Origin of the sequence: Klebsiella ornithinolytica NBRC 105727 = ATCC 31898 (genome assembly GCF_001598295.1) — a bacterium.
GTDB classification, from domain to species: Bacteria; Pseudomonadota; Gammaproteobacteria; order Enterobacterales; family Enterobacteriaceae; genus Klebsiella; species Klebsiella ornithinolytica.
Window position 1 is genome coordinate 795,870 of record NZ_BCYR01000001.1, and the last position, 23,629, is coordinate 819,498.

Genomic DNA, 23,629 nt, shown 5'->3' on the forward strand with positions numbered 1-23,629 from the left:
ACGACATGTCTGACGCGGTAAAAATCTATCACAATCCCCGCTGCTCCAAGAGCCGCGACACCTTAAGCCTGTTGAAGGCTAACGGTATCGATCCTGAAGTCGTGCTCTACCTGGAGACGCCGCCGGATGCAGACACGCTCCGCCAGCTGTTAAAAATGCTCGGAATGGTCAGCGCCCGCGAACTGATGCGCCAGAAAGAGGATCTGTATAAATCCCTGGAGCTCGCCGACCCGCAGCTTAGCGAGGAGGCGCTGATTCAGGCCATCGTCGATAATCCGAAGTTGATGGAGCGCCCGATTGTCGTCAGCCATGGCCAGGCGCGGATCGGCCGACCGCCGGAGCAGGTTCTGGAAATCGTCAACTGATGCCGATGCGCCATTGCAGTTTGCCGTGATGGCGCAGCGGGTGAAAGACGAAGGGCGCGGATTGGGCAGATCGCAGAGATCCGGCCCGGCTAGAGCTTGAGGATCTCTTTCACGAAAGGAATGGTCAATTTACGTTGCGCGGTAATCGAAGCGTGATCGAGCTGATCGAGCGTCATAAACAGCGAGCGCATTTCACGATCTAACCGTTTGAGCAAGAAACGACAGACGTCTTCCGGCATCTCAAAACCCCGCAGACGCGCGCGCAGCTGTAGCGCCTGCAGCTTATCTTCGTCCGACAGCGGCTGTAGCTTGTAGATTTGCCCCCAGTCGAGGCGCGACGCCAGGTCCGGCAACCCGAGATTCAGCTGGCGCGGCGGACAATCGCCGGTAATCAGCAAACGCGTTTTACCCGATTCGAGGATCCGGTTATAGAGGTTGAAAATGGCCATTTCCCACGGCTCGTCGCCGGCCACGCACTCGATATTGTCAATACAGACCAGCGAAAGCTGCTCCATCCCATCGAGTACTTCCGGTACAAACCACGTACGTTTATCCAGTGGAACATAGCCCACCGCATCGCCGCGCTGGGAAAGCTCCGCACAGGCGGCATGTAACAAGTGACTGCGCCCCGCCCCTTCGCGTGACCAGATATAGATGTACCCGCTATGTTCCTGCCGCAACACATTCTGTAAGGCAGCAAGAAGAGAAGGATTATCACCCGGCCAAAAACTCGCGAAAGTTTCATCATCGGGAAGATACAGTGGCAGAGAGAGCTGTGCCGGTGCGTTCAGATGGACCTCATCATAGGCTTACAGAAAAACGCGATGAGTTTATCACGAAGTATGCCTTGAGAGAACCGGGCGGGATCGCCGCCCGGTTGCAGGATCAATGTTTTACTTCTTCACTGTCGGCGGCATCCAGCACAACCTCTTCCGGACGCAGGACGCTGATCAGTTTGAAAATCAGACTCAGACCCACGCCAACAATTGTCGCCAGCGCCATGCCTTTCAGCTCCGCCGCACCAATGTGCACTTTCGCGCCGCTGACGCCAATGATCAGAATCACAGAGGTCAGAATCAAATTCTGCGCCTTGTTGTAGTCCACTTTCGATTCGATCAGGACGCGAATACCGGAGGCGCCAATCACCCCGTACAGCAGCAGCGAAACGCCGCCCATCACCGGCAGCGGGATAATCTGAATCGCAGCCGCCAGTTTCCCTACGCAGGAGAGCAGAATCGCGAAGATTGCCGCGCCGCCGATAACCCAGGTACTGTAGACACGGGTGATCGCCATAACGCCGATGTTCTCGCCATAAGTGGTGTTGGGCGTCGAACCAAAGAAGCCGGAGATCATCGTCGACAGGCCGTTAGCAAACATCGAACGATGCAGCCCGGGATCGCGGATCAGATCTTTTTTAACGATATTCGCCGTCACCACCAGGTGGCCGACGTGCTCGGCAATCACCACCAGCGCAGCGGGCAGAATGGTGAAGATAGCAAACCATTCAAAGCGCGGGGTGTAGAACGTCGGCAGGGCAAACCAGTGCGCCTCGGCGATCGGCGTAGTGTCGACAACGCCCATCACGAAAGAGAGCGCGTAGCCGACCAGCACGCCGATCAAAATCGGGATAATGGCCATGAAACCGCGAAACAGCACCGAACCGAAGACCGTCACCGCCAGCGTCACCATCGAAATAATGATGGTTTTGCTGTCCGGCGATTGCCCGTCAGCCGGCAGCAGGCCAGCCATATTGGCAGCGACGCCCGCCAGTTCGAGGCCGATAACCGCGACAATGGCCCCCATAGCCGCCGGCGGGAACATCACGTCCAGCCAGCCGGTGCCGGCTTTTTTGACAATAAAGGAGACGATGCAGAACAGAGCGCCGCACATAATGAAGCCACCCAGCGCCACCTCATACCCCAGCGGCAGCAGCAGCAACACCGGGGATATAAATGCGAAGCTCGATCCGAGATAGGCCGGGATTTTTCCCTTACAGATGAAAAGATACAGCAATGTCCCAATGCCGTTAAACAGCAGGACGGTAGCCGGGTTGATATGAAACAGAACGGGCACCAGAACCGTTGCGCCAAACATAGCGAACAGATGCTGCAAACTCAGTGGGATAGTCTGTAAAAGCGGCGGTCTTTCACTCACCCCGATTGCGCGGCGCGTCATAGCGTTTTCCTCTAAGAGTCGTTTATTAGTTTCTGTGAGTTTGTTTTATTCAAAAAAAAGCCGACTCTTAAAGTCGGCTTCTTATTATCTATGTAATCACTTGGTACCAAAAATCTTATCGCCGGCATCGCCGAGCCCCGGAATAATGTATCCGTGCTCGTTGAGGCCCTGGTCAATGGATGCGGTATACATCTCAACATCCGGATGCGCTTTCTCCAGCGCGGCAATCCCTTCCGGCGCCGCCACCAGAACCAGCACCTTAATGCTGGAGCAGCCCGCTTTTTTCAGCAGGTCGATAGTGGCGATCATCGAACCACCGGTTGCCAGCATCGGGTCAACCACCAGCGCCATGCGTTCGTCGATATTCGACACCAGCTTCTGGAAATAAGGAACCGGCTCCAGCGTCTCTTCGTCACGATAGATCCCTACCACGCTGATACGCGCGCTCGGTACGTGCTCCAGAACCCCTTCCATCATCCCCAGACCGGCGCGCAGAATCGGCACAACGGTGATTTTCTTCCCTTTGATCTGCTCGATTTCTACCGGACCATTCCAGCCCTCGATGGTGACTTTCTCTGTCTCCAGATCGGCAGTGGCTTCATAAGTCAGCAAGCTACCTACCTCTGAGGCAAGTTCACGGAAGCGTTTGGTGCTGATGTCGTGCTCACGCATCAGGCCCAGCTTGTGTTTGACGAGCGGGTGTTTCACTTCCACAATCTTCATTCTCTTTCTCCTCTGAGGGGCAGCCACAAAAAAAATCGCGGGATTATACCGCTTTTTTCCATTTGCGCCATAGCCGATATGTTTGACCGGGATCAACCAAAATGCTTTGCGCTGCCTGAGCCAGTATAAAACAAAATAAAAAAACCCCGCACAGGCGGGGTCACACAAGGCTTGAGGGGTGTTTTATAATGTTTCGCCGTTGCTGCTGATAACCTGTTGATACCAGGAGAAAGATTGCTTCCGGCTGCGGTCCAGCGTTCCGTTGCCTTCGTTATCTTTATCGACGTAGATAAATCCGTAGCGTTTCTTCATTTCACCGGTACCGGCGGAAACGAGGTCGATACATCCCCACGGGGTATAGCCCATCAGGTCAACGCCGTCCTCAACCACCGCTTTTTTCATCTCGGCAATATGCGCGGAGAGATAATCGATACGGTAACGATCGTTCACCGTGCCGTCAGCTTCGCGCACGTCGATGGCCCCGAAGCCGTTCTCAACAATAAACAGCGGCAGCTGGTAATGATCCCAGAACCAGTTCAGGGAGTAGCGCAGACCCACCGGGTCAATCTGCCAGCCCCAGTCTGACTTCTGCACGTACGGATTAGAGACCAGGCTTTGGGTCTCGTCATAATCCAGCTGCGGGTTATCATCGGTCGCTTTCGTGGCAAACGACATATAGTAGCTAAAGCCAATATAGTCGACGCAGCCTTCGGCCAGCGCCTGACGATCTTCTGCGGTGATATCGAGCGTAAAACCGCGGCGCGCGAAGTAGTTCAGCAGATGCTGCGGGTACTTACCGCGAACATGAACGTCGGTAAACCAGTAACGGCGATGCATGGCGTTCATTGCCATCATCATATCATTCGGGGCACAGGAGAACGGATAAATCGGGCACATGGCAATCATGCAACCCACCTGCAGCGAGGGATTTATCTCGCGGGCAGCTTTTACCGCCAGGGCGCTGGCCACCAGCTCATAGTGCGCCGCCTGATACATCACCGGTTCGCGATCTTCATCCGGCAGATACTTCAGACCTGAGTTGGTAAACGGGGCAAAATCTTCGTGGAAGTTAGCCTGGTTGTTGATCTCATTAAAGGTCATCCAGTACTTCACTTTGTGCTGATAGCGATCGAACACCACTTTCGCAAAGCGGACGAAGAAATCGATCAGCTTACGGTTACGCCAGCCGCCATACTCGGTCACCAGATGGTAAGGCATCTCGAAGTGAGAGAGCGTGATCACCGGTTCAATGCCGTACTTCAGGCATTCATCAAACAGGTCGTCATAGAACTGGAGCCCTGCTTCGTTAGGCTCCCGCTCATCGCCCAGCGGGAAGATACGTGTCCAGGCAATCGAAGTGCGGAAGCATTTGAATCCCATTTCAGCAAACAGCTGAATGTCTTCTTTATAACGATGGTAAAAATCAATCGCCTCATGGTTGGGATAATTTTTCCCCGGCAGTACGCCATCGGTGATTTCACGCGGCACGCCGTGTGCGCCGGCGGTCATCACATCAGCCACGCTGACGCCTTTACCTCCTTCCTGCCAGCCACCTTCCAGCTGATGCGCCGCCACCGCGCCGCCCCACAGAAAACCTTCTTTAAATCCAGACATGTTCTCTTCCTTATGCGCGATCGCCGTTAAGCGATCGGTTTTGCTGATTAAAATGGTAAACCGCCCCCATCAAACCGGCGTCGTTGCCGTGGCTGACGGTGTCGAGATAGTCCGCGATACCGAACCAGGCCAGATGTTCACGCAGCAGCGCCAAAAAGCCCGGCCGTTCCACAATGCCGCCGCCGATGAAAATGGCCTGCGGATCAAAAATGTTCACCAGGTTATACAGACCGCTACCGAGACCGTTGAAAAAGTCAGCCACCAGCCGCTGGCAGGTCACGTCGCCCGTATCGTAGCGATCGAATATCTCTTCCCCGGTCACCTCTTCCAGCGTTTTGCCGAAATGGTCGGCATAGCGCTGGCGCAATACGCGCATCGTGCAGTTTTCATTCATTGAATAGCGGCGCACATCGCGGGTGCCCGGACGATCGGTCTGCATATAGCCGAATTCGCCGGCGCGAAAACTGGCGCCGTGCACCAGTCGGTTATTACAGAAGATCGCCCCGCCGATGCCGGTGCCAATCGTCAGGACCAGAAAATCACTCATCTCGGCGGCTTTGCCCCGCCAGCGCTCGGCGAGCAGGACGCAGTTAGCATCGTTTTCGATGGCGACGGGAAGCCCGGTCTGTTGCTCCAGCCAGCGCTTAATGGCGAAATTATCGAACTTACGGATTGCGCCGCCCATTTCGATAAAGCCGGTGTGCGGGTTGACATAGCCAGGCGCGCTGATCGCCACGCCTTCACACGCCGGGTGAGCGGCAATCCACGCCAGCATCGCTTGCAGTATCTGGTCGCCATCGCTATCGATAATCGACTGCTTGCCTTTTTCACGCAGTTCGCCTGCAGCGGTGCTGACGCCCATTTTTAACGCCGTTCCACCGATATCAAATGCGGCAATGCTCATCCCGTCTCTTCCTCCTGAATCCCCGCAGAATCTACCTTCGGCTCTCTTGAACAAAAACAGAAACCGGTTTCAGTGGCATGATGGCTATTCCCGATGTCAGAGGCAAGCACAAGAATGTACCCGGTTTCATTTTCGTGAACCGCTTCAAATTTGTTCATATCGCTGCCGATTAACGCCGACTGCAAAGCAGGCTCGCAAACGTTTGCTTTCCCTGTTAGAATTGCGCCGATTTTTCTTGCTACCGCAAATGTGTGGAGATTTCGCAGTGACCGATAAAACCTCTCTCAGCTATAAAGATGCCGGCGTAGATATTGATGCAGGCAACGCGCTCGTCGACCGTATCAAGGGTGTGGTGAAGAAAACCCGACGCCCGGAAGTGATGGGTGGACTGGGCGGATTCGGCGCACTGTGCGCATTGCCGCAAAAATACCGCGAGCCGGTTCTGGTTTCCGGCACTGACGGCGTCGGCACCAAGCTGCGGCTGGCAATGGACCTGAAGCGCCACGATACTATCGGTATTGACCTGGTGGCGATGTGCGTCAATGACCTGGTAGTCCAGGGTGCAGAACCCCTGTTTTTCCTCGACTACTATGCAACCGGTAAACTGGATGTCGATACGGCAGCCAGCGTCATCAGCGGCATCGCGGAAGGCTGCCTGCAGTCAGGCTGTGCGCTGGTTGGCGGCGAAACGGCAGAAATGCCGGGGATGTACCACGGCGATGACTATGACGTCGCGGGCTTTTGCGTCGGCGTAGTAGAAAAATCAGAAATTATCGATGGTAGCAAAGTTGCCGATGGTGACGTGCTGGTCGCGCTGGCCTCCAGCGGTCCGCATTCCAACGGCTACTCGCTGGTGCGTAAAATTATCGAAGTCAGCGGCGTCGATCCGCAGACGACCGATTTGAATGGTTCGCCGCTGGCCGACCATCTGCTGGCGCCGACCCGCATCTACGTTAAGTCGGTTCTGGAGCTGATTGCTAACGTTGAAGTCCACGCCATTGCCCACCTGACCGGCGGCGGCTTCTGGGAAAACATTCCGCGCGTTCTGCCGGATAACACCCAGGCGGTCATCGACGAGTCCTCCTGGCAATGGCCAGAGGTCTTCAACTGGTTGCAGCAGGCCGGTAACGTCAGCAGCCATGAAATGTACCGTACCTTTAACTGCGGCGTCGGCATGGTTATCGCCCTGCCGGCTGAAGTCGCCGACAGCGCCATCGCGCTGCTGAACGAGAAAGGTGAAAACGCGTGGAAAATCGGCTATATCAAAGCTTCTGATTCCGAACAGCGTGTGGTCATTGAATGAAAAACATTGTGGTGCTGATTTCCGGTAACGGAAGCAATTTGCAGGCGATAATTGATGCCTGCGCCCGAAAGCAGATTAACGGCACCCTGAGAGCGGTATTCAGCAATAAGGCCGACGCGTTCGGCCTTGAACGCGCGCGTGAGGCCGGTATTCCGGCCCATGCGTTATCGGCCAGCCAGTTTGCCAATCGCGAAGCCTTCGATCGCGAGCTGATGCATGAGATCGATGCTTATGCGCCGGATCTGGTGGTGCTGGCAGGCTATATGCGGATCCTTAGCCCGGCGTTTGTCGCCCATTATCAGGGGCGCCTGCTGAATATCCACCCGTCGCTGTTGCCAAAATACCCGGGGCTGCATACGCATCGCCAGGTACTGGAAAACGGCGATGAGGAACACGGTACATCGGTGCATTTCGTCACCGATGAGCTCGACGGTGGTCCGGTGATTCTGCAGGCCAAAGTGCCGGTTTTTGCCGGGGATAGCGAAGACGAGATTACCGCCCGCGTGCAGACACAGGAACATGCCATCTACCCGCTGGTGGTGAGCTGGTTTATGGACGGTCGTCTGCGCATGGAGGGAAATCAGGCCTGGCTTGACAACGCCCCTCTGCCGCCGCAGGGCCATGCGGCCGAAGAATAATCATCAGCGCCTCCGGCACTCGCCAGAGGCGCATTTTATCGGTTCAGCCTCAGCCGCTTTCCCTCTGTTTTGTTTAAATCAGCGATGATTTTTGCCCGGTTTATCTCCAGGCACAGCCTCGTTTTGCACACAATATCGGCACTTGCTCGCCACCGTTTTTGTTCACAGCAGATTGAAAGAAAACTGTCATACTTCTTTGACATAGTTGGACATTCAATGGCAAAGCTCGCCATAATGAAAAAGCAACATCAATCAACCGGAGTGTGAGTTGTAATGGGCCAGGAAAAGCTATATATCGAGAAAGAACTCAGCTGGTTGTCCTTTAACGAACGCGTACTTCAGGAAGCGGCGGATAAAAGCAATCCACTGATTGAGCGCATGCGCTTTTTGGGCATCTACTCCAACAACCTCGATGAATTTTATAAAGTGCGCTTCGCTGAACTTAAGCGCCGTATCATAATTAGCGAAGAACAAGGGAGTACCGCCCATTCTCGCCATTTGTTAGGCAAAATTCAGGCCCGCGTTCTGAAGGCCGATCAGGAATTTGACAGCCTGTATAATGAGCTGCTGCTGGAGATGGCGCGTAACCAGATCTTTTTGATCAATGAACGCCAGCTTTCGGTGAATCAGCAGTCCTGGCTACGCAACTATTTTAAACAGTACCTGCGTCAGCACATCACCCCGATCCTGATTAACCCAGAAACGGATCTGATCCAGTTCCTGAAAGATGATTACACCTATCTGGCGGTCGAAATCATCCGCGGGGAAACCATCAATTACGCCCTGCTGGAGATTCCGTCAGATAAAGTCCCGCGGTTTGTCAATCTGCCGCCGGAAGCACCGCGTCGCCGCAAACCAATGATCCTGCTTGATAACATCCTGCGTTACTGCCTGGATGATATCTTTAAAGGCTTCTTTGACTACGATGCGCTGAACGCCTACTCGATGAAAATGACCCGCGACGCCGAGTACGATCTGGTGCACGAGATGGAGTCGAGCCTGATGGAGCTGATGTCTTCGAGTCTGAAGCAGCGTCTGACGGCGGAACCGGTGCGTTTTGTTTATCAGCGCGATATGCCGGACACCATGGTGGAAATGCTGCGCGAGATGTTCTCCATTTCACGCTACGATTCAATGCTGCCAGGCGGGCGCTATCATAATTTTAAAGACTTTATCGGCTTCCCGAACGTCGGTAAGGCCAATCTGGTCAACAAGCCGCTGCCGCGCCTGCGCCACACCTGGTTTGATAAGTTCCGCAACGGGTTTGACGCTATTCGCGAACGCGACGTGCTGCTGTACTACCCGTATCATACCTTTGAGCACGTGCTGGAGCTGCTGCGCCAGGCCTCATTCGATCCGAGCGTGCTGGCAATCAAAATCAACATTTATCGCGTTGCCAAAGACTCACGGATCATCGATTCGATGATCCACGCAGCCCATAACGGCAAAAAAGTCACCGTGGTGGTGGAGCTTCAGGCGCGTTTCGACGAAGAAGCCAATATCCATTGGGCGAAGCGTCTGACCGAAGCCGGCGTCCACGTTATCTTCTCTGCGCCAGGGCTGAAAATTCACGCCAAGCTATTCCTGATCTCGCGTAAAGAGGGAGAGGAAGTCGTCCGCTACGCGCATATCGGGACCGGCAACTTCAACGAAAAAACCGCCCGTCTGTACACCGACTATTCGTTGCTGACGGCAGATGCACGTATCACCAATGAAGTGCGCCGCGTCTTTAACTTTATCGAAAATCCATATCGCCCGGTGAGCTTCGATTACCTGCTGGTTTCGCCGCAGAACTCGCGCCGCCTGCTGTATGAAATGATCGACAGAGAAATCGCCAACGCCCAGAACGGTCAGCCTTCTGGCATCACGCTGAAGCTGAATAACCTGGTTGATAAAGGACTGGTGGATCGACTTTATGCCGCGTCAAGCTCCGGGGTTCCCGTTAACCTGTTGATTCGCGGCATGTGCTCTTTGATTCCTGGGCTGGAAGGGATCAGCGAAAATATTCGCGTCACCAGTATCGTCGATCGTTTCCTTGAGCACGACCGCGTCTATGTTTTCGAAAACGGCGGCGACAAACAGGTTTGGCTCTCCTCTGCTGACTGGATGACGCGCAATATTGATTACCGTATTGAGGTCGCCGCGCCGCTGCTGGATCCGCGGTTGAAGCAGCGCGTACTGGATATTTTTGATCTCTTATTCAACGATACGGTCAAAGCACGCTATCTTGATAAAGAACTGAGTAATCGCTATGTGCCGCGCGGCAATCGCCGTAAAGTGCGCGCACAGCTGGCGATTTACGATTATCTCAAATCACTCGAACAACCCGACTAACCTATGCCAATAAACGAAAAAACCCCTCGTCCGCAGGAGTTCGCTGCGGTCGACCTTGGTTCAAACAGTTTTCATATGGTGATCGCCCGCGTCGTCGACGGAGCCATGCAGATCATCGGTCGCCTGAAACAGCGGGTTCACCTGGCCGATGGACTGGATGAAAACTCCGTGCTCAGCGAAGAGGCGATCGCCCGTGGGCTCAATTGCCTGTCGCTGTTTGCCGAACGCCTGCAGGGTTTTTCTCCCTCCAGCGTCTGCATCGTCGGGACACACACCTTACGTCAGGCCGCCAACGCCGCGGAATTTCTCAAGCGCGCGGAAAAGGTGATTCCCTATCCGATAGAGATAATCTCCGGTAACGAAGAAGCGCGCCTGATCTTTATGGGCGTCGAACATACGCAGCCGGAACGTGGCCGTAAGCTGGTCATTGATATCGGCGGTGGTTCGACGGAGCTGGTGATTGGCGAGGATTTCGAACCGCGTCTGGTTGAGAGCCGTCGTATGGGCTGCGTCAGCTTCTCGCAGATCTATTTCCCCGGCGGCACCATCAACAAAGAGAATTTCCAGCGCGCGCGTCTGTCGGCGGTGCAGAAGCTGGAAACGCTGGCGTGGCAGTTCCGCATCCAGGGCTGGAATGTGGCGCTGGGCGCATCCGGCACCATTAAAGCTGCGCAGGAAGTGCTGGTCGCCATGGGTGAGAAAGATGGTTTTATCACCCCGGAACGCCTTGAAATGCTGGTGGATGAAGTGTTGAAGTATAAAAACTTTGACGCGCTCAGCCTGCCGGGTCTGTCGGAAGAACGCAAAGCGGTGTTTGCTCCTGGGCTGGCTATCCTCTGCGGCGTTTTCGATGCGCTGGCGATCAAAGAGCTGCGCTTGTCCGATGGCGCGCTGCGTGAAGGCGTGCTGTATGAGATGGAGGGACGTTTTCGCCATCAGGATATCCGCAGCCGCACCGCGCAAAGTCTGGCAAACCAGTACAACATTGACCGTGAGCAGGCGCGTCGGGTACTGGAAACGACCACCCATATATTCGAACAGTGGCAGGAACAGAACCCCAAACTGGACAACCCGAATCTGTCGGCGTTGCTGAAATGGGCGGTAATGCTGCACGAAGTGGGGCTGAATATTAACCACAGCGGAATGCACCGCCACTCGGCTTATATTCTGCAAAACAGCGATTTGCCGGGCTTCAATCAGGAGCAGCAGATGCTGATGGCTACGCTGGTTCGCTATCACCGTAAAGCGATCAAACTGGATGATTTGCCCCGCTTTACGCTGTTTAAGAAAAAGCAGTTTCTGCCGCTCATTCAGCTTTTACGCCTGGGTATTTTGCTGAATAACCAGCGTCAGGCGACCACCACACCGCCCACGCTCAGGCTGAAGACCGAAGCCAATCACTGGACGCTGATCTTCCCGCATGACTGGTTCAGCCAGAATGCGCTGGTGCTGCTCGATCTGGAAAAAGAGCAGCAGTACTGGGAAGGCGTGCCTGACTGGCTGTTGAAAATCGCCGAAGAAGAGCCTGAAAGCAAAAACTAGTCCCGAGGCCGGGTTGCTCTCACCCGGCCCGCTTCTTCCCCATCAGCTCGCTTCAGCCGTTACCGCCGTCACCAGAGACGCCAGTGGAACCGGCTGGCCAATCTCGTACCCCTGCAGATAATCAATCCCCAATGACAGCGCCGCCTGTCGAATCTCCGGCGTTTCCACACACTCCGCCACCACCTGCATATTCTTCATCCGCGCCAGATGGCAAATCGATGCCACGACCTGGTAATCAAGACTGCTGGAGTGCAAATTACGAATAAAGCTACCGTCAATCTTCAGCAGATCAACGTTCAGCGTTTTCAGGCGCGCGTAGCTGGCGTAGCCGGTACCAAAGTCATCGATCGCCACCCGACATCCCAGCGCCTGCAAATGCGCCAGCGTTTGCCGTGCCTGCTCAGGGTTGCTGAGCGAGTGGTTTTCCGTTAACTCAAATAATAACTGCCACGGTTCAACATGATACTGCGCCAGCAGCCGCTCCACTTCGCCGGGAAACTGGCTCCGGCTGACGGAGACCGGCGAAAGATTCACCGCCAGCCGCAGACCGGGTAAAATTGTCCGCTGCTGGTTCATAAAGGCGAGCGTATTCTCCAGTACCCACAGGTCAATACGGGATGACAGGCCAAACTCATGCGCCACCGGGAGGAAATCATCCGGGTAAATAAGCTCCCCGTCATCTCCCGCCATACGCAGCAGAACTTCATAATAGTTGTCACCGCGAATACCGACGATCGGCTGCGCCATCAGACAAAAATGGTTCTGCTCCAGCGCCTGCTGGATCTGGTTCATCATCACCACTTTATCCCGTAAGCCGTGCTGAATATGTATAGCCCCGCGACGCTGCATATTTTCTGGCTGGCCGCTGGTCAGAGACATATCAGCAATGTTATTCAGCTCGCCTAAAAGCAAATAGAGGTGCTTCACCGGTGAGCGCACGCTGCAGTAACTAATCCCTACCGCGGGCTGCAGAGGTATACCGTCCCAGATAAAGCGAAACCGTTGGATACGTTCATCCAGCGCGGCAATGCGCGCCTTATGATCGCCGCTGTTCAGACGGAGCACCAGATCGTGTCCGGCCAGATGGTGAACGGCCTCGTTCGGCTGGAGTAAGTCGCCCAGATGTTCAGCCAGTTTTTGTTTATATTGAATACGCAGCATAACGCCATAATGGCGCCCCAGCAGCTCCAGCTCAGGAATGCGTAAAAAGCACAGCACCGACCACATTGCGCTGTCCAACGACCGACTCAGCGCCCGTAAATTGGGCATATGGACAACCGGATCGAGAAAAGCCATCCGCCGTACCCTGGCATGAATCAGACGCTGCCGGGTCGCCAGCATGGCCATATAAGTAATAATAAAAGAGAACACCAGATAGCTCGAAGAGGTTATGGTCAGCTGATGGGCATATCCCGGAGAGAAAGGCAAATAGCGATAATGAAAGTGAATAATGATGATTAAAACCGGCGTCCAAATCATTGCGATACAGCGATAGCCAAAGCGCATCGCGCCCCACAACATTACCGGCATGAGTAATGACAATGTATAGTTTGTGCTAAATATCGTACTCTGACCATTCAGCGGTATTAATAACAAACCCAATAACATTAACAATGTTATCGACCATAAAACAAATTCACCACATTTTATTTTTGGATCAACCTGTAACTTCGCCTGTGAAATAAAACTACGCAGATAAAAAGGATTGCGAAGAATACGAATCAATAAATAGCACAGCGGAACGCCGGTTAAACCGCCTACCATCAAGGCTTGAAAAGTAATCAGGGAGCGTAAACTTAGCGGATCGATCCCGGCCAGCCCCGTCGTCCGCGGATGCATGCCGAGATACTCGGCAATCTGAGAAAGTATGAGAAAAATGAGCGATGGCAGCAGCATCTGCCAGAACAGGCGATACGGCATCAGGCTCACGTTACCGTGGTAAATATGCTGGCGGCGCGGCACAAAAATCCGATAGCCGCCCCAGCACAAAACCGCCGGGATAAGAAAATGGAAAACGACCACAATCGCCTCCCACGGATTCATTCCCCGGGCCACGGTGCACAGCAGACCGATGATAATACCGGGCAGCGCTGCCACATCAAAAAACAGCATAAGACTCTGCACCAGCGCCAACGGTAAATAGTAAAGCGAAACTTCACTACCATCCAGCACGGCATAGGAATTTGCCCCTCGCGCCAGAGGCAGTAAAAGCAGGGGTAAAATCAGCGGAAGCGCCCACCATTTATCCCGATACAGTCTGTATTGTTTAATTATTTTCATTGATGCTCTACAGATAACCCAAATTCCCGCTGGGTATATTCAGGTAGGCATCCAACCTAACCATCCTAGCCGCATAAGGAATACCTACGCGGAACAGGCAAGAGATTTTAGTTATCAGCACACGCGGACTGTTGATATAAATCAATAAATCTTTTAGCTATGATTAATAAAGCTTATTTTTATGCGTCTGTTCGAATGAAAGAAAAAGGATGTGAATGTGATAATTATCTTACATAACATTAAGTAATGTTTGAGCGGCGGATTTTTACATCCCCATCAATTGACCCTGCTGCATTCCTGTGCCTTAATACCCTTATCGCCCCAGTTGTGGGTATACCTCAAGGAACCTTTTGTGAGTCAGGCACCCAGTATGCGTAAACGACATCGATTTAACCGTCGCATGACCCGTATCGTACTGCTTATCAGCTTTATCTTCTTCTTTGGACGCTTTGTCTACTCTTCTATTGGCGCCTGGTATCATCATCAGGACAAGATCGAGTCCCAGCAATCGACGCTCCCGGTTGATACCACGCCGCGGGAATAAGCCAGCACATTACGGTGCCAGCCAGTACGGCATAACATTGCTTTAAACGGTAAACTGCACCTCTCGCAGCAGGCGCAGCATCTCGCCGATCCCTTTGCTGAGAATTTTATCCTGACGCATCACGACCCCCAACTGACGGTGGAGTAGTGGCGTCAGCGATTGAACGCGTAACCCCTGCCGATCGTCATGATGCGCCACCGCCATGCGTGGAACAATGCTGTATCCCAGTCCGGCGCGCACCATTCGCTTGATGGCTTCAATGCTGCCCAGCTGCATCACCGGCGAAATATCCCGCCCGCTGGCACGAAACCAGCCATCAATCAGCTCCCGGGTTCCGCTCCCGGCCTCAAAGGCAATCAGCGGCAGCGCCTGCAGCACTTCCGCCGTCAGCTCCAGCGGCAGCGCATCCTGTCCACAGGCAAAAATAAACACAAACTCCTCATCCACCAGCGGATCTATTGCCAGGTTGCGCCCGTGGGCCGGAAGCGTGACCAGTCCGAGATCGAGTCGGTTCTCCTCCACGGCGCGCACGATATCCAGCGTATTTCCGGTCGTCACGCCTACCGTCAGCAGCGGATGCGCCTGCCGCAGCTGTTGTAAGACCGGCGGTAAAAGATGTATGCAGGCCGTGGCCCCCGTTCCGAGCGTTATCGCGCCGCTGATTTCGCGATTAAACTCGCTCACCGACAGTACCGCCGCGCTGACCGCCCGTTCAATATTGTCACCGTGAGCCAGCAGAGCCATACCGGCCGCCGTCGCTTTAATCCCCCGTCCGGTCCGCTCAATCAGCCGGGTCTGCAGAAACTGTTCCAGCTGACGTACCTGCAGGCTGACCGCGGGCTGCGATAGCCCCAGGACATCCGCAGCAGCCGAGAAGCTCCCCCGCTGTACCACCAGCCGGAAAGTAGCCAGATGTCCCAGATTAAGCGTCGTCATCTCAAAGTTTCTCTTATAAGGGTCATAAACCAACGAGTCTGCCTGCACAATAGCGCGCAGGTTATGCTACCGGCAACTGCATAACAGACTGAGATACGATGAAAAATATGGAAAACAGACGCGCCGCGTCCGGCATGCTGACGCTTGCCGCTGGATGCAATCAGCTGATTAACTGGGGGATCTCATTTTATATGCCGGGCACTTTTTCCCGGGCTATCGAGCAGGACACCGGCTGGCCAACGACGCAAATCTACCTCGGCCTGACGATCGCCATGTTGATAATGGCGTCGATCTCCCCGTTTGTCGCCCGCCTGCTGGCCCGGTTTGGCGGCCAGCACATTGTGGTCAGCGGCACGCTGGCGATCGCCGCAGGATGCTTCATCATGGCGGCCGTACCGACTCTCTCCGGTTGGCTGGGCGCCTGGCTACTTACCGGTATCGGAATGCGTCTGGCGCTGTATGATACGCTGTTTGCCGCGCTGGTGAATCTTTACGGTCAGCAGGCAAGACGCACCATTTCCCGCGTGACGCTGGCTGGCGGCCTGGCTTCCGCTCTGTTCTGGCCACTGGGCGCATTTTTGCTGACGATGATGAGCTGGCGGGAGGCGTTGCTGGTTTATGCCCTGCTGGGTCTGTTCAGCGCGCTGCTGCTCTGGCGAATGCCGAATGCCAGGCGACCCGCGGCGATACGGCCAGAAGCGCACCGGCCCGCTTCCCGCCAGCAGAGACAGGTTGCTCTGCTGTATGCGGCGCTGATCGCGCTGGTGACATTTGTTTCTAATGGAACCTCCACCCACCTGCCGGAATTTATCGCCCACTACGGTCTGCCGGTGGCGGCGGGGATGCTTTGGGGCATTGGCCAGACCGGCGCCCGCTTTCTGGAGGTCGCCTCGGGTTCGGTGCTCACGCCGCTTCGACTTACGCTGCTGACCACGTTGCTGATGCCGGTCTGTTTCGCCCTTGGCCTGAGCGGGCCTTATCTCCTCGGCACCGCCGGCGGATTTGTGCTGGGCTATGGCGCCATCAATGGGTTAACGACGGTATTTAAAGCCACGCTACCGCTAGAGCTTTTTGCCGCCGAGGATTACACCAGACGCACCGGTATCCTGTTGATCCCCGCCCAGCTGCTGGCTGCCGCCTCCCCGTTTGCCTACGCCTGGTTAACTCAGCAGTTCGGGGTTCAGGGAAGCTTAGGTTTTTCCGCTGCGCTGACGCTGGTGGTCGCCGCGCTGGCGCTCGCCATTGCCCGGAGCCAGTCCCGTCGGCCGCCCGAGACGATGCCGGCAGCCATTGATTCCTGAGCTTCATGGCGATACCTGCACGCCCCTTAGCGAGGAGGTATCTCCCCGTTTTTCCGACAGACCATTGCGATAAAACGATCGCGGACGGCGTCCGCCGCCTGAGGATTCCAGGCCAGGCCAACCTGCCATTGCGTGCCCTCCCCCGTCACGGTAACGAGCTTTATGCCTGCCGGCAGAAGATGACATGCGCCGGCAGGAAGCAGCGCAACACCATTTCCGGCGGCAACCAGCGCCAGCAGGGTGTGAATATCGTCAGCATCCGCCACGATGTCAGCGGACAGGCGGTTGATTTGCAGGAAATGCGCCGTTTGCTCTGCTAACCCCCGGCCGCGCCGTGGGTTAATTTGCAGCAGCGGGAACTGTCGGAGCACCGAGGCGATATCCGGGAGCGCCTCCGTTGCGCCAGCGGGCACGGCAAGCACCAGGCTCTCTTCCATCAGCGCCCGGGCCTCCAGCGCCTCCGGAACAGGCATCCGCACGAACCCGGCATGCAGCTGCCCCTCCAGTAACATTCGATACTGCTCGTGGGAAGCGATATCGTTGAGGGAGACCTCAATATCGGGAAACTGCTGGCGAAAGGCTTTAACTTGCGCCGGGGCCAGCTGGAAGGTTGAGATGCCGAACCCCAGCGCCAGCGTGCCGACGTTTCCGCGCCGGACCTGCTCCGTCCAGGCACAAAACTGGTCATGCTGCGCTACAAAATGGCAGGCCTGAGAATAGATAGCCTCCCCCGCCGCGGTCAGCTGTGCTCCCTGCCGCCCCCGCTGAAAAAGAGTCATGCCCGTCAGATGTTCCAGGGTCTGGATTTGTTTCGTCAGCGCCGGCTGGGTCAAACAAAGCCGCTCCGCCGCCGCATGGTAGCGTCGCAACTGGGCCAGAGTGACGAACGCCCGTATTAATCTGATGTCCATTCCAGTCCCTTATCAAACGCGGAGAAAGCGTGATTATACATCCTGTGTCTCTGCTGGCGTAATGAGCTCAGTTTTTCGCAACGAGAAGAGACCTATGAACAACGAACTCCAGGTGGCTACGGTACAGTTCTGCCACCGCGCTAATGATAAGTCCTATAACCTGGGCATTATGGAACGCTTTATTCATCAGGCAGCCGGCGAAGGGACCCGCATTCTGGCCTTTCCCGAAATGTGCATTACCGGCTACTGGCACGTTATCGATCTCAGCGCCGAGGAGGTAAGCTCGCTGGCCGAGACCATTGACGACAGTCCTTCCCTGGCGAGAATTGCACGCCTGGCGCAAAGTTATGAGATGGCGATTGGCGTAGGGCTGATTGAAAGAGCGAGTGACGATCGCCTGTATAACACCTACGTCGTTTGTATGCCGGATGGCCAGAGGCATATCCACCGCAAGCTGCACGCCTTTGAACATCCGGCGATAGACCGGGGGAATCGCTTCACCGTCTTCGATACGCCGTGGGGAGTGAAAGTTGGCGTTCTGATCTGCTGGGACAATAACCTGACGGAAAATGCCCGGGCTACCGCGCTGCTGGGCGCGGATATTCTGCTGGCCCCCCATCAAACCGGCGGCACGAACTCCCGCAGCCCGTTCGGGATGAAGCCCGTTCCCGTTGCCCTTTGGCAGAACCGGTATCAGGATCCTGACGCGCTGAAAGCCGCATTTCAGGGCCGTAACGGTCGGGAATGGTTGCTCCGCTGGCTGCCCTCAAGAGCGCATGATAATGGGATGTTTATCTTATTCAGCAATGGCGTCGGGCTGGACAACGGGGAGGTGCGTACCGGAAATGCGATGATTATCGATCCCTATGGCCGCATTATTGCCGAGACCGATGCGTTTGAAGACACCCTGGTCTGCACCACGCTGGATTTAAACCTGCTGGCCATGTCCACAGGCCGACGCTGGATTCACGGCAGACGCCCCGAGCTCTATGCGATTCTGAGCCAGAATCAGGGTTATGAACGCGATGCCCGCAGCGCGCGTTTCTCAACGGAAGTGCCGCAGTTCAGCGATAACACTCAGCATTAATCCGGCGGTCAAAAAGAAAAGCCCCCTGATAAAACAGAGGGCTTCGTTTAACCACGTCGGGGAGTTATTCCCACTCGATGGTTGCCGGCGGCTTGCCGCTGATGTCATAGACGACGCGGGAAATGCCGTTCACTTCGTTGATAATGCGGTTGGAAACGCGGCCAAGGAAGTCATATGGCAGGTGCGCCCAGTGGGCGGTCATAAAGTCGATGGTTTCGACCGCACGCAGGGAAACGACCCAGTCGTACTTACGGCCATCGCCCATTACGCCGACAGAGCGGACCGGCAGGAACACGGTGAACGCCTGGCTCACTTTGTTGTACAGGTCAGCTTTATGCAGCTCTTCGATGAAGATAGCATCCGCACGACGCAGCAGATCGCAGTACTCTTTCTTCACTTCGCCCAGTACGCGAACGCCGAGACCCGGCCCCGGGAACGGATGACGGTACAGCATGTCGTACGGCAGGCCCAGCTCCAGACCAATCTTACGCACTTCGTCTTTGAACAGCTCACGCAGCGGTTCAACCAGCCCCATTTTCATCTCTTTCGGCAGGCCGCCCACGTTGTGGTGAGATTTGATGACGTGTGCTTTACCGGTTGCAGACGCTGCGGATTCGATGACATCCGGGTAGATGGTTCCCTGCGCCAGCCATTTAACATCTTCCAGCTTCAGCGCTTCTTCGTCGAACACTTCGACGAACACGCGGCCGATGATTTTACGTTTGGCTTCCGGATCGTTCTCGCCTTTCAGCGCGTCCAGGAAGCGCTTCTCGCCTTCCACGTGAACGATGTTCAGACCGAAGTGGTCACCGAACATGTCCATAACCTGCTGGGCTTCGTTCAGACGCAGCAGACCATTGTCCACGAAGACGCAGGTCAGGTTTTTACCGATAGCGCGGTGCAGCAGCATGGCGGTCACGGAGGAGTCCACGCCGCCGGAGAGGCCGAGGATCACTTTGCCATCGCCAACCTGCTGGCGGATACGCTCAACGGCATCGTCGATGATTTTTGCCGGCGTCCACAGAGCTTCACACTGGCAGATGTCACGCACGAAGCGCTCCAGCATACGCATACCCTGACGGGTGTGGGTCACTTCCGGATGGAACTGCACGCCATAGAAGCGTTTTTCTTCGTTCGCCATAATGGCAAACGGGCAGCTTTCAGTGCTGGCAACGGTTACGAAGTCAGACGGGATCGCGGTGACTTTGTCGCCGTGGCTCATCCAGACGTCGAGCAGCGGTTTACCTTCAGCGGTCAGGGAGTCTTCGATACCGCGCACCAGCGCGCTATCGGTAACAACTTCAACCTGCGCATAGCCGAACTCGCGCTCATTAGAGCCTTCTACGTGGCCGCCCAGCTGCATTGCCATAGTCTGCATACCGTAGCAAACGCCAAACACCGGTACACCGGCTTCGAAAACATACTGCGGCGCGCGCGGGCTGTTATGTTCAGTGGTGCTTTCCGGGCCGCCGGAAAGAATGATGCCGCTAGGATTGAACTCACGAATCTGAGCTTCCGTTACGTCCCAGGCCCACAGCTCGCAATACACCCCTAATTCACGTACGCGACGCGCAACCAACTGGGTGTACTGAGAACCGAAGTCCAGGATTAGAATGCGATGTTTATGAATGTTATCCGTCATTGACGTTTATTCCAGAGCAGTAGCGATTAAATAAAATCGCCCGGCGCATGACCGGGCGATGAAAATCAGGAGCCCATGCGGTAGTTCGGGGATTCCTTGGTGATCGTCACGTCGTGAACGTGACTTTCCTGGATGCCAGCACCGCTGATACGCACGAATTCCGCTTTAGTACGCAGGGTGTCGATGGTACCACAACCGGTCAGCCCCATACAGGAGCGCAGGCCACCCATCTGCTGGTGAATGATCTCTTTCAGGCGACCTTTATAAGCAACGCGGCCTTCGATACCTTCCGGCACCAGTTTGTCCGCGGCGTTGTCGCTCTGGAAGTAACGGTCAGAGGAGCCTTTGGACATCGCACCCAGAGAACCCATCCCGCGATAAGATTTGTAAGAACGCCCCTGGTAGAGCTCGATTTCACCCGGGGACTCTTCGGTGCCCGCCAGCATGGAGCCGACCATCACGGCAGCAGCGCCAGCAGCGATTGCTTTGGCGATATCGCCGGAGAAACGGATACCGCCATCGGCGATAACCGGAATGCCGGTACCTTCCAGCGCTTCAACCGCGTCTGAGACGGCGGTAATCTGCGGGACACCAACGCCGGTGACGATACGGGTAGTACAGATAGAACCAGGGCCGATACCTACTTTCACCGCGCTCACGCCCGCTTCAGCCAGGGCACGCGCGCCGGCGCCGGTAGCCACGTTACCGCCGATGATTTGCAGGTCAGGATATTTAGCGCGGGTTTCACGAATGCGCTGCAGAACGCCTTCAGAATGGCCGTGGGAGGAGTCGATCAGCAGAACATCAACGCCTGCAGCAACCAACGCATCTACGCGCTCTTCGTTGCCCGCGCCTGCGCCAACCGCTGCACCGACGCGCAGACGACCATGCTCATCTTTACACGCATTCGGCTTACGTTCCGCTTTCTGGAAATCTTTAACGGTAATCATGCCGCGCAGATGGAAGCCAGCATCAACAACCAGCGCTTTTTCAACGCGTTTTTCGTGCATTTTGGCAAACACGACTTCGCGGCTTTCGCCTTCACGCACGGTAACCAGACGCTCTTTCGGCGTCATGTAAACGCTGACGGGCTGGTTCAGGTCGGTCACGAAGCGAACGTCGCGACCGGTGATGATACCGACCAGTTCGTTGTCTTCGGTCACTACCGGATAACCGGCAAAGCCGTTACGCTCGGTCAGCACTTTTACTTCACGCAGGGTGGTTGTAGGCAGTACGGTCTGCGGATCGGAAACCACGCCGGACTCATGTTTCTTCACGCGGCGAACTTCTTCCGCCTGACGCTCGATGGACATGTTTTTGTGAATAAAGCCGATGCCGCCTTCCTGTGCCAGGGCAATTGCCAGGCGCGCTTCTGTTACGGTATCCATGGCTGCGGAGAGCATAGGAATATTCAGACGAATGGTTTTCGTCAGCTGGGTGCTGAGATCGGCAGTATTCGGCAGAACGGTAGAATGAGCGGGAACGAGGAGGACGTCGTCAAACGTCAGAGCTTCTTTAGCGATACGTAGCATGGGCAATATCTCGACCAGGGTGGATAAATATTGCCGTGGCATTATACAGAGCGTAACCGATTGCATCTACCCTTTTTTGAAAATAATACTTGCGATCGTCCATCAGCAGGTTACTATCGACTGAATAACCTGCTGATTTAAAATTTGATCTTGCTCACATGTTACCATCTCAATCCCCTGCAATTTTCACGGTCAGCCGCCTAAACCAGACGGTTCGCCTGCTTCTGGAACAGGAAATGGGTCAGGTCTGGATCAGCGGCGAGATCTCCAACTTCAGCCAGCCCTCTTCCGGCCACTGGTACTTCACCTTAAAAGACGATAACGCCCAGGTGCGCTGCGCGATGTTCCGCAACAGCAACCGTCGGGTCACTTTTCGCCCGCAGCACGGCCAGCAGGTACTGGTGCGTGCCAATATCACCCTGTATGAGCCGCGCGGCGACTATCAGATTATCGTTGAGAGTATGCAGCCTGCCGGCGAAGGGCTGTTACAGCAAAAGTATGAACAGCTAAAAGCGCTGCTGGCGGCGGAAGGTCTTTTCGATCAGCAGTATAAGCAAGCCCTCCCCTCCCCTGCGCGCTGCGTGGGCGTCATCACCTCGAAAAGCGGCGCGGCGCTACACGACATTCTGCACGTGCTGAAAAGACGCGATCCGTCGCTGCCGGTCGTTATCTACCCCACGTCGGTTCAGGGCGACGATGCGCCAGGGCAAATCGTTCGCGCCATAGAATTAGCCAACCTTCGCGAAGAGTGCGATGTGCTGATCGTTGGCCGCGGCGGCGGTTCTCTGGAAGATTTATGGAGCTTCAACGATGAGCGGGTAGCGCGGGCGATTTTTGCCAGCCGCATCCCGGTCGTCAGCGCCGTCGGCCATGAAACCGACGTCACCATCGCCGATTTTGTCTCCGACCTGCGGGCGCCAACCCCTTCAGCGGCCGCAGAGATTGTCAGCCGCAATCAGCAGGAGCTGCTGCGCCAGCTGCAATCCGGACAGCAGCGTCTGGAAATGGCGATGGACTATTTTATCGCCAACCGTCACCGTCGTTTTACCCAGCTGTTCCATCGTCTTCAGCAACAGCATCCGCAGCTACGATTAGTGCGCCAGCAAACGGCGCTGGAAAGGCTACGGGAGCGAATGCGCCTTGCGCTTGAGACGCAGATGAAACGCGCCGATCAGCGTCAACAACGCGTCATTCAGCGTCTGAACATGCAAAACCCGCAGCCGCGCATCCACCGTCATCAGTCGCGCATTCAGCAACTCGAATACCGCCTCGCCGAGAGCATCCGTTCGCGTTTAAGCGAGCGCCGCGAGCGCTTCGGCAACGCGGTGACCCATCTGGAGGCGGTGAGTCCGCTGGCAACGCTGGCCCGCGGCTATAGCGTCACCTCAGCCAGCGACGGCAAAGTGCTGAAGCAAACCAAACAGGTGAAGGCAGGCGATATGCTGACCACTCGTTTAAATGACGGCTGGGTCGCAAGCGAAGTCAAAACGATTACGCCCGTGAAGAAAACCCGGGCGAAGAAAAAGTAACAACGGTTATTCTACCGCCGCCCACTCCACGCGTTTTTTCGAAATCAGCCCGTGCCCGTTCTGGCAAAAATAATCCACTGCGCCACACGCTTTTAAAACCTCCAGCGGTTTGTGGCAATCCGGGCAGCGGGCTTGCAGGGCAAACGCTTTCGCACAGTGCTGACAGTGCGCATTCTGATCCTCTACTGCCAACGGCGCGCGACAGATGGGGCATGCAAGTTCCATGATGATTCCTTACCGAATGTTCTTCCGCCCAGTTTACCACGGCG

At 55.5% G+C, this 23,629-nt stretch carries 19 protein-coding genes and 1 pseudogene; 9 read left to right on the plus strand and 11 right to left on the minus strand.

Features of this window, described 5'->3' with window-relative positions:
* Positions 1 to 5 precede the first annotated feature (5 nt).
* Complete coding sequence (gene arsC / locus ROR01S_RS03530) at positions 6 to 365, plus strand: arsenate reductase (glutaredoxin) (RefSeq protein WP_004866188.1); 360 nt, start codon at positions 6 to 8, stop codon at positions 363 to 365.
* 89 nt (positions 366 to 454) lie between these two features.
* On the opposite strand, the gene ROR01S_RS03535 is transcribed toward arsC, so the two are convergent.
* The 5 genes from ROR01S_RS03535 to bglK all read right to left on the minus strand — a co-directional run bounded on the left by ROR01S_RS03535 (position 455) and on the right by bglK (position 5,781).
* Positions 455 to 1,156 (minus strand): DnaA inactivator Hda, encoded by a 702-nt coding sequence (locus ROR01S_RS03535; protein ID WP_071824600.1) that lies wholly within the window; start codon positions 1,154 to 1,156, stop codon positions 455 to 457.
* 94 nt (positions 1,157 to 1,250) lie between these two features.
* Positions 1,251 to 2,540 carry a uracil permease gene (gene uraA, locus ROR01S_RS03540; RefSeq protein ID WP_004866193.1) on the minus strand — a complete coding sequence of 430 codons (1,290 nt, stop codon included), beginning with the start codon at positions 2,538 to 2,540 and terminating at the stop codon, positions 1,251 to 1,253.
* 96 nt (positions 2,541 to 2,636) lie between these two features.
* On the minus strand, positions 2,637 to 3,263 hold the full coding sequence (gene upp / locus ROR01S_RS03545; RefSeq protein ID WP_004866196.1) for a uracil phosphoribosyltransferase: 627 nt from the start codon (positions 3,261 to 3,263) through the stop codon (positions 2,637 to 2,639).
* A 183-nt stretch (positions 3,264 to 3,446) separates the two neighbouring features.
* Positions 3,447 to 4,877 carry a 6-phospho-beta-glucosidase gene (locus ROR01S_RS03550; protein ID WP_004866198.1) on the minus strand — a complete coding sequence of 477 codons (1,431 nt, stop codon included), beginning with the start codon at positions 4,875 to 4,877 and terminating at the stop codon, positions 3,447 to 3,449.
* Positions 4,878 to 4,887: 10 nt separating this feature from the next.
* Complete coding sequence (bglK, locus tag ROR01S_RS03555) at positions 4,888 to 5,781, minus strand: beta-glucoside kinase BglK (RefSeq protein WP_004866201.1); 894 nt, start codon at positions 5,779 to 5,781, stop codon at positions 4,888 to 4,890.
* Positions 5,782 to 6,046: 265 nt separating this feature from the next.
* Between bglK and purM the strand changes: the two genes are divergently transcribed.
* The 4 genes from purM to ppx all read left to right on the plus strand — a co-directional run bounded on the left by purM (position 6,047) and on the right by ppx (position 11,598).
* A complete protein-coding gene (purM, locus tag ROR01S_RS03565; RefSeq protein ID WP_004866203.1) occupies positions 6,047 to 7,084 on the plus strand; it encodes a phosphoribosylformylglycinamidine cyclo-ligase in 1,038 nt (345 codons plus the stop codon).
* Positions 7,081 to 7,722 carry a phosphoribosylglycinamide formyltransferase gene (purN, locus tag ROR01S_RS03570; RefSeq protein ID WP_004866205.1) on the plus strand — a complete coding sequence of 214 codons (642 nt, stop codon included), beginning with the start codon at positions 7,081 to 7,083 and terminating at the stop codon, positions 7,720 to 7,722. Before purM ends, purN begins: the two co-directional genes overlap by 4 nt.
* Before the next feature lie 273 nt (positions 7,723 to 7,995).
* The gene (ppk1, locus tag ROR01S_RS03575; protein ID WP_004866208.1) at positions 7,996 to 10,056 is read left to right on the plus strand and encodes a polyphosphate kinase 1; all 2,061 of its coding nucleotides are present in this window, start codon (positions 7,996 to 7,998) and stop codon (positions 10,054 to 10,056) included.
* Positions 10,057 to 10,059: 3 nt separating this feature from the next.
* A complete protein-coding gene (gene ppx / locus ROR01S_RS03580) occupies positions 10,060 to 11,598 on the plus strand; it encodes an exopolyphosphatase (RefSeq protein ID WP_004866210.1) in 1,539 nt (512 codons plus the stop codon).
* A 42-nt stretch (positions 11,599 to 11,640) separates the two neighbouring features.
* Here the strand turns inward: ppx and ROR01S_RS03585 are convergent, their stop codons facing one another.
* Entirely contained in the window at positions 11,641 to 13,878 is a 2,238-nt protein-coding gene (locus tag ROR01S_RS03585; RefSeq protein ID WP_064359110.1) for a sensor domain-containing phosphodiesterase, read from the minus strand.
* A gap of 370 nt (positions 13,879 to 14,248) precedes the next feature.
* On the opposite strand from ROR01S_RS03585, the gene ROR01S_RS25745 reads away from it, so the two are divergent.
* A complete protein-coding gene (locus ROR01S_RS25745) occupies positions 14,249 to 14,422 on the plus strand; it encodes a YfgG family protein (RefSeq protein ID WP_032686514.1) in 174 nt (57 codons plus the stop codon).
* Between the two features lie 42 nt (positions 14,423 to 14,464).
* Here ROR01S_RS25745 and ROR01S_RS03590 read toward each other — a convergent pair.
* A pseudogene (locus tag ROR01S_RS03590) lies at positions 14,465 to 15,384 on the minus strand (LysR family transcriptional regulator).
* Positions 15,385 to 15,456: 72 nt separating this feature from the next.
* Between ROR01S_RS03590 and ROR01S_RS03595 the strand changes: the two are divergent.
* Positions 15,457 to 16,659 (plus strand): MFS transporter, encoded by a 1,203-nt coding sequence (locus ROR01S_RS03595; RefSeq protein WP_064359111.1) that lies wholly within the window; start codon positions 15,457 to 15,459, stop codon positions 16,657 to 16,659.
* A 26-nt stretch (positions 16,660 to 16,685) separates the two neighbouring features.
* Here ROR01S_RS03595 and ROR01S_RS03600 read toward each other — a convergent pair whose 3' ends face one another.
* Entirely contained in the window at positions 16,686 to 17,570 is an 885-nt protein-coding gene (locus ROR01S_RS03600; RefSeq protein ID WP_064359112.1) for a LysR family transcriptional regulator, read from the minus strand.
* Between the two features lie 94 nt (positions 17,571 to 17,664).
* Here ROR01S_RS03600 and ROR01S_RS03605 point away from each other — a divergent pair, with 94 nt between their 5' ends.
* Positions 17,665 to 18,657, plus strand: coding sequence for a nitrilase family protein (locus ROR01S_RS03605; protein WP_064356779.1), 993 nt, complete (start codon positions 17,665 to 17,667; stop codon positions 18,655 to 18,657).
* A 64-nt stretch (positions 18,658 to 18,721) separates the two neighbouring features.
* Here the strand turns inward: ROR01S_RS03605 and guaA are convergent, their stop codons facing one another.
* Both guaA and guaB read right to left on the minus strand, forming a co-directional pair.
* On the minus strand, positions 18,722 to 20,299 hold the full coding sequence (guaA, locus tag ROR01S_RS03610) for a glutamine-hydrolyzing GMP synthase (protein ID WP_064359113.1): 1,578 nt from the start codon (positions 20,297 to 20,299) through the stop codon (positions 18,722 to 18,724).
* A gap of 65 nt (positions 20,300 to 20,364) precedes the next feature.
* Positions 20,365 to 21,831, minus strand: coding sequence for an IMP dehydrogenase (gene guaB / locus ROR01S_RS03615; RefSeq protein ID WP_004866245.1), 1,467 nt, complete (start codon positions 21,829 to 21,831; stop codon positions 20,365 to 20,367).
* Between the two features lie 158 nt (positions 21,832 to 21,989).
* Here guaB and xseA point away from each other — a divergent pair, with 158 nt between their 5' ends.
* Positions 21,990 to 23,360, plus strand: a complete 1,371-nt coding sequence (gene xseA, locus ROR01S_RS03620) for an exodeoxyribonuclease VII large subunit (protein ID WP_004866247.1) — start codon at positions 21,990 to 21,992, stop codon at positions 23,358 to 23,360.
* Between the two features lie 6 nt (positions 23,361 to 23,366).
* Here xseA and ROR01S_RS03625 read toward each other — a convergent pair whose 3' ends face one another.
* Complete coding sequence (locus tag ROR01S_RS03625) at positions 23,367 to 23,585, minus strand: zinc ribbon domain-containing protein (protein ID WP_015583714.1); 219 nt, start codon at positions 23,583 to 23,585, stop codon at positions 23,367 to 23,369.
* Positions 23,586 to 23,629: the final 44 nt, after the last annotated feature.

Coding starts and splice junctions, on each gene's coding strand:
- guaA (WP_064359113.1), bottom strand. CDS start 20,299: ATGACGGATAACATTCATAAACATCGCATTCTAATCCTGGACTTCGGT.
- upp (WP_004866196.1), bottom strand. CDS start 3,263: ATGAAGATTGTGGAAGTGAAACACCCGCTCGTCAAACACAAGCTGGGC.
- ppk1 (WP_004866208.1), top strand. CDS start 7,996: ATGGGCCAGGAAAAGCTATATATCGAGAAAGAACTCAGCTGGTTGTCC.
- purN (WP_004866205.1), top strand. CDS start 7,081: ATGAAAAACATTGTGGTGCTGATTTCCGGTAACGGAAGCAATTTGCAG.
- uraA (WP_004866193.1), bottom strand. CDS start 2,540: ATGACGCGCCGCGCAATCGGGGTGAGTGAAAGACCGCCGCTTTTACAG.
- ROR01S_RS03550 (WP_004866198.1), bottom strand. CDS start 4,877: ATGTCTGGATTTAAAGAAGGTTTTCTGTGGGGCGGCGCGGTGGCGGCG.
- bglK (WP_004866201.1), bottom strand. CDS start 5,781: ATGAGCATTGCCGCATTTGATATCGGTGGAACGGCGTTAAAAATGGGC.
- ROR01S_RS03595 (WP_064359111.1), top strand. CDS start 15,457: ATGAAAAATATGGAAAACAGACGCGCCGCGTCCGGCATGCTGACGCTT.
- ROR01S_RS03625 (WP_015583714.1), bottom strand. CDS start 23,585: ATGGAACTTGCATGCCCCATCTGTCGCGCGCCGTTGGCAGTAGAGGAT.
- ROR01S_RS25745 (WP_032686514.1), top strand. CDS start 14,249: ATGCGTAAACGACATCGATTTAACCGTCGCATGACCCGTATCGTACTG.
- xseA (WP_004866247.1), top strand. CDS start 21,990: ATGTTACCATCTCAATCCCCTGCAATTTTCACGGTCAGCCGCCTAAAC.
- ROR01S_RS03600 (WP_064359112.1), bottom strand. CDS start 17,570: ATGGACATCAGATTAATACGGGCGTTCGTCACTCTGGCCCAGTTGCGA.
- ppx (WP_004866210.1), top strand. CDS start 10,060: ATGCCAATAAACGAAAAAACCCCTCGTCCGCAGGAGTTCGCTGCGGTC.
- ROR01S_RS03585 (WP_064359110.1), bottom strand. CDS start 13,878: ATGAAAATAATTAAACAATACAGACTGTATCGGGATAAATGGTGGGCG.
- arsC (WP_004866188.1), top strand. CDS start 6: ATGTCTGACGCGGTAAAAATCTATCACAATCCCCGCTGCTCCAAGAGC.
- ROR01S_RS03605 (WP_064356779.1), top strand. CDS start 17,665: ATGAACAACGAACTCCAGGTGGCTACGGTACAGTTCTGCCACCGCGCT.
- guaB (WP_004866245.1), bottom strand. CDS start 21,831: ATGCTACGTATCGCTAAAGAAGCTCTGACGTTTGACGACGTCCTCCTC.